This is a genomic window from Natronorubrum aibiense (assembly GCF_009392895.1).
Lineage (GTDB): Archaea > Halobacteriota > Halobacteria > Halobacteriales > Natrialbaceae > Natronorubrum > Natronorubrum aibiense.
Genome location: NZ_CP045491.1, coordinates 22530 through 36865, shown reverse-complemented (window position 1 = coordinate 36865; position 14336 = coordinate 22530). Strand labels below are relative to the sequence as shown.

Annotated in this window: 15 protein-coding genes; 7 read left to right on the top strand and 8 right to left on the bottom strand. The window is 59.9% G+C overall.

Translation table 11 applies throughout. The features are described from left to right. Positions 1-47 precede the first annotated feature (47 nt). Complete coding sequence (locus GCU68_RS20305) at positions 48-1349, top strand: dicarboxylate/amino acid:cation symporter (protein ID WP_152944467.1); 1302 nt, start codon at positions 48-50, stop codon at positions 1347-1349. Positions 1350-1543: 194 nt separating this feature from the next. Here GCU68_RS20305 and GCU68_RS20300 read toward each other — a convergent pair whose 3' ends face one another. Then, positions 1544-1864: a chorismate mutase gene (locus GCU68_RS20300; RefSeq protein WP_152944466.1), complete on the bottom strand. Its 321-nt coding sequence runs from the start codon at positions 1862-1864 to the stop codon at positions 1544-1546. Next, the gene (locus GCU68_RS20295; RefSeq protein ID WP_152944465.1) at positions 1861-2733 is read right to left on the bottom strand and encodes a shikimate kinase; all 873 of its coding nucleotides are present in this window, start codon (positions 2731-2733) and stop codon (positions 1861-1863) included. The genes GCU68_RS20300 and GCU68_RS20295 overlap by 4 nt, the downstream gene beginning before the upstream one ends. A 105-nt stretch (positions 2734-2838) precedes the next feature. On the opposite strand from GCU68_RS20295, the gene GCU68_RS20290 reads away from it, so the two are divergent. Together GCU68_RS20290 and GCU68_RS20285 are read left to right on the top strand one after the other, a co-directional pair. Next, complete coding sequence (locus GCU68_RS20290; protein WP_152944464.1) at positions 2839-3297, top strand: DUF5796 family protein; 459 nt, start codon at positions 2839-2841, stop codon at positions 3295-3297. 6 nt (positions 3298-3303) lie between these two features. After that, positions 3304-3549, top strand: coding sequence for a DUF7508 domain-containing protein (locus tag GCU68_RS20285; RefSeq protein WP_152944463.1), 246 nt, complete (start codon positions 3304-3306; stop codon positions 3547-3549). A 246-nt stretch (positions 3550-3795) separates the two neighbouring features. On the opposite strand, the gene GCU68_RS20280 is transcribed toward GCU68_RS20285, so the two are convergent. Beyond that, positions 3796-4191 (bottom strand): hypothetical protein, encoded by a 396-nt coding sequence (locus GCU68_RS20280; protein ID WP_152944462.1) that lies wholly within the window; start codon positions 4189-4191, stop codon positions 3796-3798. A gap of 808 nt (positions 4192-4999) precedes the next feature. Here GCU68_RS20280 and GCU68_RS20275 point away from each other — a divergent pair. Then, positions 5000-7225 (top strand): AAA family ATPase, encoded by a 2226-nt coding sequence (locus GCU68_RS20275; protein ID WP_152944461.1) that lies wholly within the window; start codon positions 5000-5002, stop codon positions 7223-7225. 461 nt (positions 7226-7686) lie between these two features. Here the strand turns inward: GCU68_RS20275 and GCU68_RS20270 are convergent, their stop codons facing one another. After that, entirely contained in the window at positions 7687-8151 is a 465-nt protein-coding gene (locus GCU68_RS20270) for a MaoC/PaaZ C-terminal domain-containing protein (RefSeq protein ID WP_152944460.1), read from the bottom strand. A 134-nt stretch (positions 8152-8285) separates the two neighbouring features. Here GCU68_RS20270 and GCU68_RS20265 point away from each other — a divergent pair, with 134 nt between their 5' ends. Continuing rightward, complete coding sequence (locus tag GCU68_RS20265; protein WP_152944459.1) at positions 8286-9428, top strand: acyl-CoA dehydrogenase; 1143 nt, start codon at positions 8286-8288, stop codon at positions 9426-9428. A gap of 96 nt (positions 9429-9524) precedes the next feature. Here GCU68_RS20265 and meaB read toward each other — a convergent pair whose 3' ends face one another. After that, positions 9525-10616, bottom strand: a complete 1092-nt coding sequence (gene meaB / locus GCU68_RS20260; RefSeq protein ID WP_152944458.1) for a methylmalonyl Co-A mutase-associated GTPase MeaB — start codon at positions 10614-10616, stop codon at positions 9525-9527. Further along, complete coding sequence (locus GCU68_RS20255; protein WP_152944457.1) at positions 10613-11029, bottom strand: cobalamin B12-binding domain-containing protein; 417 nt, start codon at positions 11027-11029, stop codon at positions 10613-10615. Before GCU68_RS20255 ends, meaB begins: the two co-directional genes overlap by 4 nt. A gap of 113 nt (positions 11030-11142) precedes the next feature. Here GCU68_RS20255 and GCU68_RS20250 point away from each other — a divergent pair, with 113 nt between their 5' ends. Further along, on the top strand, positions 11143-11652 hold the full coding sequence (locus GCU68_RS20250) for a GNAT family N-acetyltransferase (protein WP_152944456.1): 510 nt from the start codon (positions 11143-11145) through the stop codon (positions 11650-11652). A gap of 33 nt (positions 11653-11685) precedes the next feature. Here the strand turns inward: GCU68_RS20250 and GCU68_RS20245 are convergent, their stop codons facing one another. Next, positions 11686-13386: an acyl-CoA mutase large subunit family protein gene (locus tag GCU68_RS20245; protein WP_152944455.1), complete on the bottom strand. Its 1701-nt coding sequence runs from the start codon at positions 13384-13386 to the stop codon at positions 11686-11688. Positions 13387-13556: 170 nt separating this feature from the next. Here GCU68_RS20245 and GCU68_RS20240 point away from each other — a divergent pair, with 170 nt between their 5' ends. After that, entirely contained in the window at positions 13557-13991 is a 435-nt protein-coding gene (locus GCU68_RS20240; RefSeq protein ID WP_152944454.1) for a universal stress protein, read from the top strand. Positions 13992-14148: 157 nt separating this feature from the next. On the opposite strand, the gene GCU68_RS21485 is transcribed toward GCU68_RS20240, so the two are convergent. After that, positions 14149-14313 carry a hypothetical protein gene (locus GCU68_RS21485; protein WP_168927128.1) on the bottom strand — a complete coding sequence of 55 codons (165 nt, stop codon included), beginning with the start codon at positions 14311-14313 and terminating at the stop codon, positions 14149-14151. Between the last annotated feature and the right edge of the window lie 23 nt (positions 14314-14336).

Here is a 14336-nt window from a genome sequence, read left to right as displayed (position 1 = left end):
GTGCGTGGTGAACTGTTTCACACGCTGGGCTCAAAAATAAATGTGGGATGGTAACAACTTCCATACAAAACTGGTGGAATCGATACCGATCGATTCCCATCGTTTATCGGATCGGTGTGGCATTCGTCCTCGGATCGATAGTCGGCCTTACCGTTGGCGAACCGGTGACCGTGCTCGAACCGCTTGGCGATCTGTTCGTTCGATTGCTGAGCATGATCGTTGTTCCGATCATCATCTTCACGCTGTTGATGGGAATCAGGCAACTCTCACCCACGTCACTCGGTAAGATCGGCGGTCAGGTCGTGGCGCTCTATGCGATCACCTCCGTGATCGCGGTTACGATCGGCCTGACTGTTGCAAATATCCTCGAGCCGGGAACGGGGATGACGCTAACGGATGCAGAGTTCGATGCTGAGGAAGCCCCGGGCTTCACGGAGGTATTGCTCGGAATCGTTCCGGAAAACCCCGTCGACGCGATGGCATCCGGCGACATCTTGGCGATGATTTTCTTCGTGATCGTCTTTGGCCTCGCACTCGTCGTCCTTCGCGAACGCACCGACGACAGGGATATTCAGGATGGTGTCGAGACGTTCTTCAAGCTGGCCGAAGCCGGCTCCGAGGCGCTGTTCAAGGTCGTGTGGGGAATTATGGAGTACGGCGTGATCGGTATTTTTGCGCTCATGGCTGTCGCGTTCGCCGAAGCCGGCGTCGACGTGTTCGGCACCTTCGCGATGCTGGCACTGACGCTAGTACTCGGCGTCACGATTCACGTCACCGTTGTCTATCTCGGTGTGATGATTCTCATCTTGACCCAGCAGTCGCCCATCGCATTCCTCGTCGGAATCAAGGATGCGCTGGTAACAGCACTGGGGATCAGCTCATCAAGTGCGACGTTACCGGTTTCGATGTCGAATGCTGACGAGAACCTCCACGTCAACGAAGCCATCTACAGTTTCTCACTCCCGCTCGGCGCGACGATCAATATGGACGGAACGGGCATGTACCTCGGAATCGTCGCCATCTTCGCTGCGAATATTGTAGATGTTTCTCTGACACTTACCGAGCAGATTTCCATCGTCGCAATCGCCGTCCTTGCAGGGATTGGGACCGCGGGCGTTCCGAGTGCGGGACTGGTTTTGATGACCCTCGTGCTCACACAGGTTGGCCTTCCGGTCGCGGTCGTCGGCTTTATCGCAGGAATCGATCCGCTCCTTGACCGCCTGCGAACGATGACCAACGTCGCCGGAGATCTCGCCGTTGCAACACTCGTCGGCCACTGGAACGGCGGCGTTGATTTCTCGAGCGGATCGTGGAGCGACGAGCCACAAGCGGTTCCGAGCGACGACTAATGCGGGTCATTTCCGGCGGTATTCCGCTTTACGACGTTTTGTCGAGCGTTCTAACTCTCTCGAGTGTGAACGAACAGGCCCTCGCCACGAGTGCATAGGAAATTCCCACGTGTTGCTGTAGGTGTTCCGGCGTCGAACGCTGAAGCTATTGACGAGAAGAAACAGCAGTAGATACGTGAAAATTATGTTATTTGCTACCGATTCTCTCGCTGCTCAACCTTGTTCAACTCGATCAACAGTCGGAAGATCGCTTTCACCAGGTTGGCGTCGACGTCGAATTGTTCTGCGTTTGATCCCGCCCGATCCATCACTTGCTGTTCTTGCTTTTCGTCGGTCGTCGGGAGCCCCTGTTCGTCTTTGACCTGCGCAATCGTGTCCGCGACGTACGTTCGCTGGGCGATGAGCTCGACGATTTCGCGGTCGATCGTCTGGATCTCCTCGCGCAGTTCATCGAGGCTCATTTCGTCCGGCGTTCGATTCTCCTCATCTTCGTTCGTGGCTGTGTCTCGAGTCATTGGATCTGTGTCCCGTCAGTTCGTGTCTGCAGTAGTCGTGTCGTTCCGTCGCGTTCGGTCCATCGGTCCTGTACCGTCTCGAGCGTCCGTCGGTCGCCGACGGCGACGTAACTCGGGCCGGTGCCGGACAGCGAGACGCCATCGACATCCGGCAACGCCTCGACCATCGGATCGGCCGAGAAGCCGAGGGCACCGCAGAACGCGAAGCCGTTGACAGTCATCGCCTCGCCGTAACGTCCATCGAGGGCGAGTTCAGCGACGAGGTCTGCCATCGGCGCGATTCGTTCGCAGGCGGAGACGTCGGCGTCGGCGCTAAAGGACTGTTCGGGTGGCGTGTAGACCAGGGCGTGCCAGTCGACTTCTTCGTGGGCGAGGAGTTCGTCGGCCATGTTGTCGGTGATCGTTACGCCACCGAGCATGCTCGCGCTGGCGTCGTCGAACGCACCGGTGACGGTGACGCCGGCGTCGCGGGCCGCTTGCACACCGAGTCGGCAGGCGTCGATCCGCTCGAGCGCGTCGCCGAGCTCGAGCGCGTCGAGCGTCGCCAGCACGGTGGCGTTCGCCGCCGCGCTCGAACTTTTCAGTCCCGAGGCCATCGGCACGTCGCTGTTCGTCTCCACTCGAGCACCCACTGCTGTCTCGTCGAGTCCTGCAGCGTCGGCGTGTTCGGCGATCGTTAGCTCGGCACAGCGCTCGACGAGCGTCGTATCCGCGTCGGGCTGGCCAGCGATCTCGGCGTCGACCTCGCCATCGTCGGTGAGTTTGACCGTGGCTGTCGTCTCGAGATCGATCGCAAACGCCGAACCGGTCCCGGTTGCAAGCGCGTTGAGAACCGTTCCGGCTGCTGGGGCAACGGCGCGACCGTCCATACCGGAATCGTCTCAGAGCGTGTATTTACGGCTGACGGTCTCGACGTCGCAAGCGGTGGCGCTGGAACCGGTCGCTTTTCCCCGTCCCGGCCGAATCGACTGGCAATGAGCGCACGAAACAACGTCGCACCGAGTACGATCGGTGTCGATTTCGTCGAGGGTGGCGTCGTCGTCGAGTATCTCGACGGTCGGGACGTGTTCTACCACGGCCCGCCACAGCCCGTCGACGGCGCGATCAAGACCCCGCCCGGGAAGGAAGTCCACGTCCTCGTCACTGATCCCGACGGCGTCGAAGGAGTCATGACCTACGTCAACGACCGCAATACCCACGACGACATCCTCGAGTCGACCGGCGTCGGCCGCGTGATGCTCGAGGGCGACGACGAGGAAGTGCTGTTCCCTGGTGTGACCGTCACGACGGAGGGGTACTCGATCCGCGTCGAAGCCGACCTTTCGCTGGTCGACGGTCGGGTGTTCGTCTTCGCCGAAGACGAGATGAGCGAACACGCCTACGAACTCGTCGAGAGCGAGGACGACACCAACAACGGCGAGCAGCACGACTGATCTCCCATGCCGCTCCAGAAACCCTGGCGTGACCTCGATCGAAGCGCCGTTGCCAGCGCCCCCGACCGTCCGGGCGTGTACGAACTCGGCGACGGGTCCGGAACGGTGCTCGCAGTCGACCACGGGGTGCTCCGCGACGAACTCAAAACGGCGCTCGCCTACGGCGACGGCGACCGCGTTCGCTGGACTGAGGCTCACACGCTCGAGCAGGCTCGTGAGCTCGCTGCCGACCATCGCGAGCGACTCGAGTGATGGCGAGTTCGGTAGCGGACGCGCCGTGACCCGGTCCTCGCTCGGAAGGATCGTTCTCCGATACAACCCGACTGCGACCCGACCATCTCTTGGTTGGGTGAAAAACGGTCAATACGGACTGCCTCGCTAATCAATACCCATTATAACAGCTGCGTATCGCTCTTTGTATTGTGCTGCAAAAACGGGATTCCCCTATTAGGGAATGGTCTCGCTAGAGAGCGTCATCAATCGGACCGGCCCGTGTTCTCACTTCTTTCTATTTCCGTGTTTTTTGTCTTCCAAACCCTTGCCCTTACCGGGGAATTTCTTTCCATTTCCGTATTTTTTGTCTTCTAAACCCTTGCCCTTACCGGGGAACTTCTTTCCGTCTCCGTATTTTTTGTCTTCTAAACCTTTGCCTTTACCGGGGAACCTCTTTCTACCGTGTTTGCCGTCGTCGTGTTTGCCGTCGTCGTGTTTGCCGTCGTCGTGTTTGCCGTCGTCGTGTTTGCCGTCGTCGTGTTTGCCGTCGTCGTGTTTGCCGTCGTTGTAGTCTGTTCCACTTGCCGAAGCGACACCGGTGAGTCCGATCGCGCCGAGGACAACTGTCCCGGCCGTTCGGAGAACACCACGGCGGTCGCTAGTCGTTTTGTCTTTTGTCATTGTGCTCGTGGGCAGGTTTCCGCCCGTCAGAGGCCACTTCGAGTCGCTGCATTAACGGCTCCAATCGTTACGACCGTTACACAGTCTCAGTTCTACATACTGATCGTTGCTAATTGGGGCGATAATTCCGATATAGATAGTAAGAATATGATGGCTATAATTCGCGCTTCGATAAATACCTCCAGTTCGTTAGTTAGACACGCCGCTAGATGTAACGGTTCAGCGAGGCCAGTAAGTCGTTTTATACCGGGGTGAATATCGTTCTTCTAGTTGCAGTCTCGGTACACTGTAATTTCACCGATTCGTTGACGAGTCATGTTACGAGAGAATACTGCGAAATGAGCTGCATGAACGACTGTAGGGCCTGAACTGCCGCTTCAGTATATGATTGTTTAGACGAAAGCCATCCACGATGTATAGCGCCAGTCTCACTGTTTCAGCGGCGGCTGTATCTCTCCGGACGGGGCCACGGTGATGATTTAAATAGTACTGACAACTATGGATTGTGAAAACTGCGGCTACCAAACTATGCGTGGCATCTTAACATAGATCTGTGGGTGAGTAACTGTCTTTTTGATTGTTTCGCGCTTCCATCTCTCGAGTCGTCTCGAGCCGATAACGACCCTGTAAATACGGACGAGGATGTCGAATTACGGGTTGGATACACGTTCCGTCCGGAAGACATCGGTTGTGTATCGATCGAAAATGATAGCAGAGTAAGATCTATCGTGGACGTACCATGAGCGCCCGATCTCGACGTCCAATGACGGGACAATTCTCAAGACGCCGCGCCCGAAAGGACGAGTGTATGAGCGAGTCGGATTCGGACGGCGTGTCGCTGACGGTTCGCGCCGCCGAAAAGCGGGATGCGGGACGGGGTGTTGCACGAATCCCGGAGTCGGCGCGACGACAACTTGGCGTGTTGAGTGGCGACACCGTGGTCATCGAGGGCGGGCAAACGACGGTCTCGAAGATGTGGCCGGCGGATTCATCGGTGCCGGAGAACGTCATCCAGATCGACGGCGACACCCGTGCAAACGCCAAGGCACACGTCGGCGATACGGTGACTGTCAGGACGAAATCGACATCGACGATCGCCGATGCGACGCGAGTGACGCTCGCCTCGCCGGCGTCGTTTAGTGGTCAACAGGGGGCCGCCGAACGCGAAGCCGCCAAGGCACTCCGCAACCGTCCGGTCCGAACCGGCGAACAGGTCCGCATCGAAGGACTTGATCAGAACCCGTTCAGAGTTACCGACACTGATCCCGACGGCGACGTTCGGATCACGAGCACGACGACAGTTCGAATCGTCGGAACCGGCACGGAGTCACCCTCTGAGGACTCTTCGAGTTCCAGCCACGACCGACGGCGAGCACAGGGCCGCGCCGAATCGACCAGTTCGGCGAGTTCTACGTCTGAGGACGCCGGGACAGCACCTACGTCGGGAGTTACGTACGAGGATATCGGCGGGTTAGACGAGGAACTCGAACTCGTCCGCGAGATGATCGAACTCCCCCTCTCGGAACCGGAGCTGTTTCAGCGACTTGGCGTTGAGCCGCCGTCGGGTGTTTTGCTCTACGGACCGCCGGGAACGGGTAAAACGCTCATTGCCCGCGCCGTCGCCAACGAAGTCGACGCCCACTTCGAGACGATCTCCGGGCCGGAGATCATGTCGAAGTACAAAGGCGAGTCCGAAGAACGGCTTCGTGACGTGTTCGAGACGGCCCAGGAAAACGCGCCGACGATCATCTTCTTCGACGAAATCGACTCGATCGCCGGCACTCGAGACGACGAAGGCGACGCTGAAAACCGGATCGTCGGCCAGCTATTGACCCTGATGGACGGTCTCGACGCCCGCGGCGAGGTGATCGTCATTGGGGCAACCAACCGCGTCGACACGATCGATCCCGCACTTCGTCGTGGCGGTCGGTTCGATCGTGAGATTCAGATCGGCGTGCCGGACGAGGCCGGCCGCAAGGAGATCCTGCAGGTCCACACCCGCGGGATGCCGCTCGCGGACGACGTGAGCATCGACGCCATCGCCAGACGAACGCACGGATTCGTCGGCGCGGACCTCGATGCAGTGGCGAGCGAGGCGGCGATGGCGGCGATCCGTGGGCGACCAACTGAGTCCGACGACCGGACAGCGTGGAACCGCGACCCGACCGTCACGAAAGCCCACTTCGACGCTGCGCTCGCATCTGTCGAGCCGTCCGCGATGCGCGAGTACGTCGCCGAATCGCCCACGACGGACTTTTCGGACGTCGGCGGTCTCGAGGACGCCAAACAGACCCTTCGCGAATCCGTCGAGTGGCCGTTGACCTACGAACGACTCTTCGAGGAGACCAACACGACACCGCCCTCGGGTGTCTTACTCTACGGGCCGCCCGGAACCGGGAAGACGTTGCTCGCCCGCGCGCTCGCGGGCGAAACCGACGTCAACTTTGTCCGCGTCGACGGCCCGGAGATCGTCGACCGCTACGTCGGCGAGAGCGAGAAGGCGATCCGTGAGGTGTTCGAACGGGCGCGCCAGTCCGCCCCGTCGATCGTCTTCTTTGACGAGATCGACGCGATCACCGCCACCCGTGGCGAGGGGGGCCACGAGGTCACCGAACGCGTCGTCTCACAACTTCTGACGGAACTCGATGGAATGCGCGAGAACCCGAACCTCGTCGTACTGGCTGCTACCAACCGCAAGGACCACATCGACCCTGCCTTGCTTCGACCCGGCCGACTCGATACGCACGTCCTCGTTCCGAAACCGGACCACGACGCTCGCGAGAAGATCCTCAAGGTTCACACCCGCGGGAAGCCACTCGACGACGCGGTCGACATTTCGGCGCTCGCGGCTGAACTCGAGGGCTACACCGGCGCCGACCTCGAAGCGCTGGTCCGAACTGCGTCGATGAAAGCGATCCGCGAGGTTGCCGACGCCTACGGACCCGACGAGGCAAACGACCGGGCCGACGAGGTCGTCATCGAGCGCCGCCATTTCGAAGCAGCACGGGAAAACGGCGCATCAAGCGGGACGTAGCGACTCGAAGCACTGCTGCTGTGCAGATGACCGTGTGATGGTGGCGCTTGTATCTGGTGCTCCCAAAACTATATCTAATCCGATATTTATCTGAACATCTTTTCTTCTGTAGATGTTTTCTGCATTCCGTGTTTGGTATCCGGGCCGCTCTCGTCACCGGACGGTGCCTCCTAACAGGACCTCGATTTACGGTGCTACGCACCCGGTGACCCTGTGAACTGTCGTCGACGATTTCAGTTGACTTTTGCACGATGCGATCACCGACACCTGTTTCAGCTTGATCGGTTGTCGATCTCGAAAACACAGTGATAGACGCTTTTACAACCGATTTGTACGTTGCGTTGAGAACGACTCTCGTTGTGGTCGTTGACCTACTGATTCGATAGCATTCGACAAATTATCTGACTGCAATAATACTTTGAGTTCTGCCATGATTGCTGATGACCGGGCAGAAATCCGGGTTAGTCGTCGGCTGTGAGGACGAAAAACTTCAGATCTCCTTGGAAGACAATCCTGCCATCTTGTGTGGTCATTTCCGTCTCGAAGACGACCAGCCCCACGTCGTCACGGCTCTCTAACTCCTTCGTCTCGGCGACTTCGATCTCGAGTGAGATGGTGTCGCCGATGTGGACTGGGTTCGGCAGATCCATGTAGTTCATGCCGAGGAACGCGTAGGCGGTTCGCTCGAGAATGCCGATTCGCATGACCATGCCGATCGCTTGGACGAACGTCATCGGGCCGTGGACGATCCGTTCGCCGAAATCGCGCTCTTTCGCGTGTTCGGCGTTCGTGTGCAGTTCGTTCCAGTCGCTGGTCATCGCGGAATGCATGACGACGTCCGTCTCGGTGATCGTTCGGCCGGGACTCTGGAACGTCTGGCCCTCTTCGAACTCCTCGAAGCGGTGTGGCTCGTAACTGTATGCCATACCGGACCTGTTCTAGGGCATCGTACATATTCTTTCGCGGGCCCAGCGTCGCTCGTCGTGGGAGGAGTCAAAGTGCCACTGCGATGGCTTCCCAAAGAGGAAAATCTATACGAAAGACGTGTGAAGTGTGAGGTATGGACTTCAGTCTCTCGGCCGAGCAGCGCCAGATCACGGAGATGGTTACTGAGTTCGTCGACGAGGAGATCGTTCCCATCGCCGACGAAATCGATAAAAAAGACGAGTTCCCCCAGGACATCGTCGACGAACTCGCCGAACTCGGACTGATGGGGATGCCGTTCCCCGAGGAGTACGGTGGTGCCGGTCTCGACTACCACACGTACCCGGCAGCCCTCGAGGAGATCTCGCGTGGCTCCGGCGGTCTCGGAACGATCGTCGCCGCCCACATCTCGCTCGCGGGGAACATGCTCTACGAGTTCGGCGACGAGGCCCAGAAAGAGGAGTACCTCACGCCCGTCGCGGAGGGGACGGACATCGGTGCGTTCGCCCTCTCGGAGGCCGGCGCTGGCAGCGACGTGCCGGCGATGGAGACGACGGCCGAAGAAGACGGCGACGGCTACCTGATCAACGGTGGCAAACTCTGGATTTCGAACGGTTCGGTCGCCGACACGGTGACCGTGTTCGCCAAAACCGATCCCGACGCGGGCAACAAGGGGATCTCGTCGTTCATCGTCCGTCCCGAGGAAGACGACGGATTCATCGTCGAAGGGACGGAGGAGAAACTCGGCGATAAGGGCTGTCCGACGGCCGAACTCCGGTTTGACGACCTCTGGATTCCGGAAGACCGACTGCTCGGTGACGAGGGCGACGGCTTCGTGCAGGCGCTGAAGACGCTCAACGGCGGCCGTATCACGATCGCCGCCCGGTCGATCGGGATCGCACAGGCCGCGCTCGACGAGGCAGTCAAATACAGCCAGGACCGCGAGCAGTTCGACCAGCCGATCAGCGAGTTCCAGGCAATTCAGCACAAACTCGCTGACATGGATACGAAGACGCGCGCTGCCCGCCTGCTCATGCACGACGCTGCAGACAAGAAGATCCGCGGCGAGAACTTCATCAAAGAGGCCGCGCAGGCGAAACTCTACGCCAGCGAAGTGAGCCGTGAGGTCGCAAACGAAGGCATCCAGATCCACGGCGGCTACGGCTACACCAAGGACTTCCCCGCCGAACGGTTCTACCGCGACGCCAAACTTAACGAGATCTACGAAGGGACGAGCGAAGTGCTGCGAAATACGATCGCTCAACACCTGCTGAACTGAGGGCGGTCGCAGCGTTTCTCGACTGCTTTTCGACCGATTTCAATTTCTGCGCGCTCGAGAGAGGCTGGTGACGATTCGTGTCGGTCTCCGAACTGGCTACTCGGCGCGTTTTACGGTCGATTCATTCGGCTCCGACGCCAGCGACTGCTCTTGAAGACACGCCTCGAGTGGCTCCAGGAACTCGGCAGCGACCGTGTACGGGTCCGTCTCGGCGTCGACGACCGAATCGACGTAGGTGTCGAGGCCGCCGCGGGCCTCGAGTTCGGCCTCGAGCAGTGCGGATGTATCTTCGCGAAAGAGCGTCCGAATCTCGTCGGCGTAGCGGGTGCGCTCCTGAGCTGCTCGCTCGCCGGTGTCTTCGAGCCACGTCACGTGGTCGTCGATGGTGTCGAGGAAGTCGGCGACGCCCTCGCCGCTGGTCGCGATCGTCTCGATGATCGGTGGCGTCCACGTCTCGGCGGCGGAGTCGGCGGTCGCATCGTCGGATTCGCCGAACGACGCCGTTTCGTCCGGGCCGTGGTGGCCCGCCAGCGGCGTCGGGTCGTCCATCGTGACCATCTCCCGGAGCTCTTTGACGGTCATATCCGCGCCATCCATGTCCGCCTTGTTGACGACGAAGACGTCGGCGATCTCGAGAATGCCGGCTTTGAGCATCTGGATGTCGTCGCCGCCACCCGGCGGAACGAGGACCGCGACTGTGTCGGCGGTTTTGACGATGTCGACTTCGTTCTGTCCGGCCCCGACGGTTTCGATGATGATCTTGTCCTTGCCGAAGGCGTCGAGTGCGCGCACGGCGTCGGTTGTCGCCGTCGAGAGGCCGCCGAGTGAGCCACGGGCGGACATCGAGCGGAAGAAGACGTCCATGTCGCCGACGGTCGAGGCCATCCGAATGCGGTCACCCAGCACGGAGCCGCCGCTGAACGGCGAGGACGGGTCGATGGCGATGACGCCGACGGTCTGTCCGCGGTCGCGGTAGGTCTTTGCGATCTTGTCGACGAGCGTCGACTTACCTGCGCCGGGCGAGCCGGTGATGCCGATCACGTCCGCACTGCCAGTGTGGGTGTGCAGCGCCGACACGAGCTCTCGGTACCCCGGCGATCGGTTTTCGATCTTCGTGATAACCCGCGCCAGTGCACGGTGGTCGCCCTCGAGCAGGTCCTCGAGCAGTCGGTCGGTGTCGGCGGTCATCGCTCGGGCGCGTTCTCGCGGACGAAGTCGATCGTCTCTTCGATCGACGTTCCGGGGCCGAAGATCGCTGCGACGCCCTCGTCTTTGAGTTCCGCTCGGTCTTCCTCTGGAATAACGCCGCCGGCGAGGACGAGCGTATCCGCTTTCGCACCGTACTCATCGAGGCCGTCCATGATTTTCGGGACGAGCGTGTCGTGAGCGCCCGAGAGAATCGAGATGCCGAGAACGTCGACGTCCTCTTGGACGGCTGCCTGCACGACGTCGTCGGGGGATTTGTGCAGACCGGAGTAGATGACTTCGAAACCGGCATCACGGAACGCACGGGCAATCACGTGTGCGCCACGGTCGTGGCCGTCGAGTCCTACTTTCGCTACCATACAACGGATACTCCGCTGTTCGCTGTCAGCACTCATACATTCGCGTTTCGCTGGAGGGGGTATGATTCTATCGAAATTCGTGGTGCGTCGTCCCCACGCATACGTCTGCGGGGCACAAATGTTAATTCGACATAGGTGCTTGTCAGCATATGACAGTACGCGCTGCCACCCCCGATGATGTCAATGCGATCCAACACGTCGCCCGCTCCTCGTGGACCGAAGACTACCCGGATATCCTGAGCCGGGAATCAATTCAGGAAGGATTCGACGAGTGGTACTCGGACGACCTCGTTCGAGACTCGATTATCTGGTCGCGCGCACTCATGCTGGTCGCCGAACGTGACGACGAGGTCGTTGGCTTTGCCCACGCTGTCTGGGACCCCGACGACAACGAAGGGAACATTCTCCGGGTCTACGTCGCGCCGGACCATCGCAACGAGGGCCTCGGTCGGCAGTTACTCGAGGCGACACGCGATCGGTTGGTCGAGCAGGGCGTCGAGCGGCTCAACGCGATGGTTCTCGAGGCCAACGAGCCGGGGAACGCGTTCTACCGCGGGTTCGGCTTCGAACAGGCCACAACGGAACCGATCACGATCGGTGAGGAGACGTATACGGAGTGTACGTACGTGCTCGAGCCCGAAGACACGGCAAGCGAGTAGCGCGGCGACTACAGGGGCGAATGCAACGCTGGATTAGACAGGACTGAGCTCTTCTTGGTAGGCGCCGTGGTGGTCTTCGAAGACTTGCATGATCTCGCCCATCGTCACGTAGGCTTTGACGGCGTCGATGATGTACGGCATGACGTTCTCCTCGGAGTCGATCGCATCCGACAGCGCCTCGAGGGTGGCCTCGACTTCCTCGTCGTCACGCTCGTCTTTGACCCGCTCGAGTCGCTCGAGTTGGCGGTCGCGCGTCGTTTCGTCGATCTGGAGGATCTCTGGGGAGGTGTCCTCCTCGATGGTGTATTTGTTGACGCCGACGACGACCTCCTCGCCGCGTTCGACGCGCTGTTGGTACTCGTAGCTCGACTCCTGAATTTCGCGCTGGAAGTAGCCCTGATCGATGCCGTCGAGGACGCCGTCGCGGACGGAGCCGTCGCCGATCTCTTTGATCTCCTCGATGTAGCCCATGATCTCGGCTTCCATCTCGTTGGTGAGTTTTTCGATGGCGTAGCTGCCGCCCATCGGGTCGACGATATCGGCCGCGCCGGATTCGTCGGCGATGATTTGTTGGGTTCGCAGTGCGACACGGACTGCCTTCTCGCTTGGTAGCGCCAGCGCTTCGTCGAAGCTGTTCGTGTGCAGCGACTGCGTGCCACCGAGGACGCCCGCGAGTGCCTGAATGGTGACACGAGCGATGTTGTTCAGCGGCTGCTGGGCGGTCAGCGACTGCCCGGCCGTCTGGGTGTGGAACTTCAGCCGTTTCGATTCGGGCTGTTCGGCACCGTACCAGTCTTCCATTACGCGGGCGTACACGCGGCGGGAGGCGCGGAACTTGGCGATCTCTTCGAAAATGGAGTTGTGGGAGTTGAAGAAAAACGAGAGGAGGGGAGCGAAGTCGTCGACGTCGAGGCCGCGGTCGAGACAGTCCTCGACGTAGGCGAAGCCGTCAGCGAGTGTGAAAGCGGCCTCTTGGGCAGCCGTCGAGCCGGCTTCGCGGATGTGATAGCCCGAGATGGAGACGGGGTGGAACTTCGGCGTCTCGTCGACGGCGAACTCGATCGTGTCGGTGACGATCTTCAGCGAGGGACTCGGCGGAATCACCCACTCCTTCTGAGCGATGAACTCTTTGAGCATGTCGTTCTGGAGCGTGCCGCGCACTTTATCCCGAGGAACGCCCTGCTGGTCGGCCAGGGCGATATACATCGCGTAGATGACGGCCGCCGACGGGTTGATCGTGAACGACGTCGAGACTTCGCCGATATCGATCCCGTCGAAGAGAACCTCCATATCGGCGAGCGTGTCGACGGCGACGCCCTCTTTGCCGACTTCGCCTTCGCTCATCGGATGGTCCGAGTCGATCCCCATCAGCGACGGCATGTCGAAGGCCGTCGAGAGACCGGTTTGGCCCTCGTCGATCAGGTAATGAAAGCGCTCGTTGGTCTCTTCAGCCGTGCCGAAGCCGGCGAACTGCCGCATCGTCCACGTCCGTCCGCGGTACATCGTCGGATACGGGCCGCGCGTGTACGGTGGCTCACCGGGAAATCCGAGATCGTCTTCGAAATCGAGATCGGCGATGTCATCCGGTGTGTAGAGCCGATCGACTTCGTGGTTCGAAATCGTCGCAAAGCGGTCTTTCCGTTCCCCGTGGCGCTCGAGCACGGGATCACGTGTCTCTTCTTCCCACTGGTCCTGTTGCTCGCGAATCCCCTCGAGCTCGTTTTTGTCGAACATTGGTATGACCATGAGTGCCAATATTCTAAAGTCTTGTTATCGGTTTACTGGAGAATCAATCACATACCTCGACGTATCCGGCTGCTGATCTGTGCGATCTGACTCGGGGTCGGTCACGGACGGCTGTCGGTCGCCCAAATGATTAAGTAACGGTAACTCGAGTGTCACCTATGCACACGATTTTGCTCCCGATCGATGAGAGCGAAACACGGGCAAAACGAGCGGCAGAGATCGTCAGGGACCTTCCCGGTGAGCCGTCGGAGAAAGCGGTCATCCTACTGAACGTGTCCGCCTCCACCAAGCAACCCTGGTTACAGGAGTTCGAATCACAACGGGACGAAGGGCGAGCTGAGCCGGAACTCCCCGACAGCACGACCGTCGCGTACGAACTGCTTGCCGACGCTGGGGTCGAGGTGGAAACGCGACTGGAACGAGGTGACATCATCGAGCAGATTCTCGCTGTCGCCGACGAGATCGACGCCGACAACATCATCATGAGCGGTCGAAAGAAGAGTGCCGCCGGGAAAATGCTGTTCGGGAGCGTCACCCAGTCGGTGCTGCTCGAGTCGACACGGCCGGTCACCGTGTTATTGGACGAACAGTAAGCCCTCACCGACTGCAGGTGTATTCTTCTTTTCAGTGTACGCAGTAGAGAGTGGCGTCGACTGTATCCGTTTTAAAGGTGTTTTCGTAGCTTCGCGACGTCTGTAATCGCTCGAGCGGCAACTCGGGACGCTGCAATGGCAAAAACGTCTGCGGCGGTCAGTCGTCTTTTCGATACTCGGCCCAGCTGAACACGGCGAGAGTGACCCAGCCGACGGCGATGAGTGCCGTCAGCTGGTTATCGTTGTAGACCGCGAGTGCGGCCGTTCCAGCGCCGATGAGCAGCCACGCCACCGTTCCGAGTTTGGAGCCAAAGAGCTGCATATACTATGAGAGGCTTGAACAGG

Coding starts and splice junctions, on each gene's coding strand:
- GCU68_RS20290 (WP_152944464.1), top strand. CDS start 2,839: ATGAGCGCACGAAACAACGTCGCACCGAGTACGATCGGTGTCGATTTC.
- GCU68_RS20295 (WP_152944465.1), bottom strand. CDS start 2,733: ATGGACGGTCGCGCCGTTGCCCCAGCAGCCGGAACGGTTCTCAACGCG.
- GCU68_RS20270 (WP_152944460.1), bottom strand. CDS start 8,151: ATGGCATACAGTTACGAGCCACACCGCTTCGAGGAGTTCGAAGAGGGC.
- GCU68_RS20300 (WP_152944466.1), bottom strand. CDS start 1,864: ATGACTCGAGACACAGCCACGAACGAAGATGAGGAGAATCGAACGCCG.
- GCU68_RS20250 (WP_152944456.1), top strand. CDS start 11,143: ATGACAGTACGCGCTGCCACCCCCGATGATGTCAATGCGATCCAACAC.
- GCU68_RS21485 (WP_168927128.1), bottom strand. CDS start 14,313: ATGCAGCTCTTTGGCTCCAAACTCGGAACGGTGGCGTGGCTGCTCATC.
- GCU68_RS20305 (WP_152944467.1), top strand. CDS start 48: ATGGTAACAACTTCCATACAAAACTGGTGGAATCGATACCGATCGATT.
- GCU68_RS20275 (WP_152944461.1), top strand. CDS start 5,000: ATGAGCGAGTCGGATTCGGACGGCGTGTCGCTGACGGTTCGCGCCGCC.
- GCU68_RS20245 (WP_152944455.1), bottom strand. CDS start 13,386: ATGTTCGACAAAAACGAGCTCGAGGGGATTCGCGAGCAACAGGACCAG.
- GCU68_RS20265 (WP_152944459.1), top strand. CDS start 8,286: ATGGACTTCAGTCTCTCGGCCGAGCAGCGCCAGATCACGGAGATGGTT.
- GCU68_RS20280 (WP_152944462.1), bottom strand. CDS start 4,191: ATGACAAAAGACAAAACGACTAGCGACCGCCGTGGTGTTCTCCGAACG.
- GCU68_RS20240 (WP_152944454.1), top strand. CDS start 13,557: ATGCACACGATTTTGCTCCCGATCGATGAGAGCGAAACACGGGCAAAA.
- meaB (WP_152944458.1), bottom strand. CDS start 10,616: ATGACCGCCGACACCGACCGACTGCTCGAGGACCTGCTCGAGGGCGAC.
- GCU68_RS20285 (WP_152944463.1), top strand. CDS start 3,304: ATGCCGCTCCAGAAACCCTGGCGTGACCTCGATCGAAGCGCCGTTGCC.
- GCU68_RS20255 (WP_152944457.1), bottom strand. CDS start 11,029: ATGAGTGCTGACAGCGAACAGCGGAGTATCCGTTGTATGGTAGCGAAA.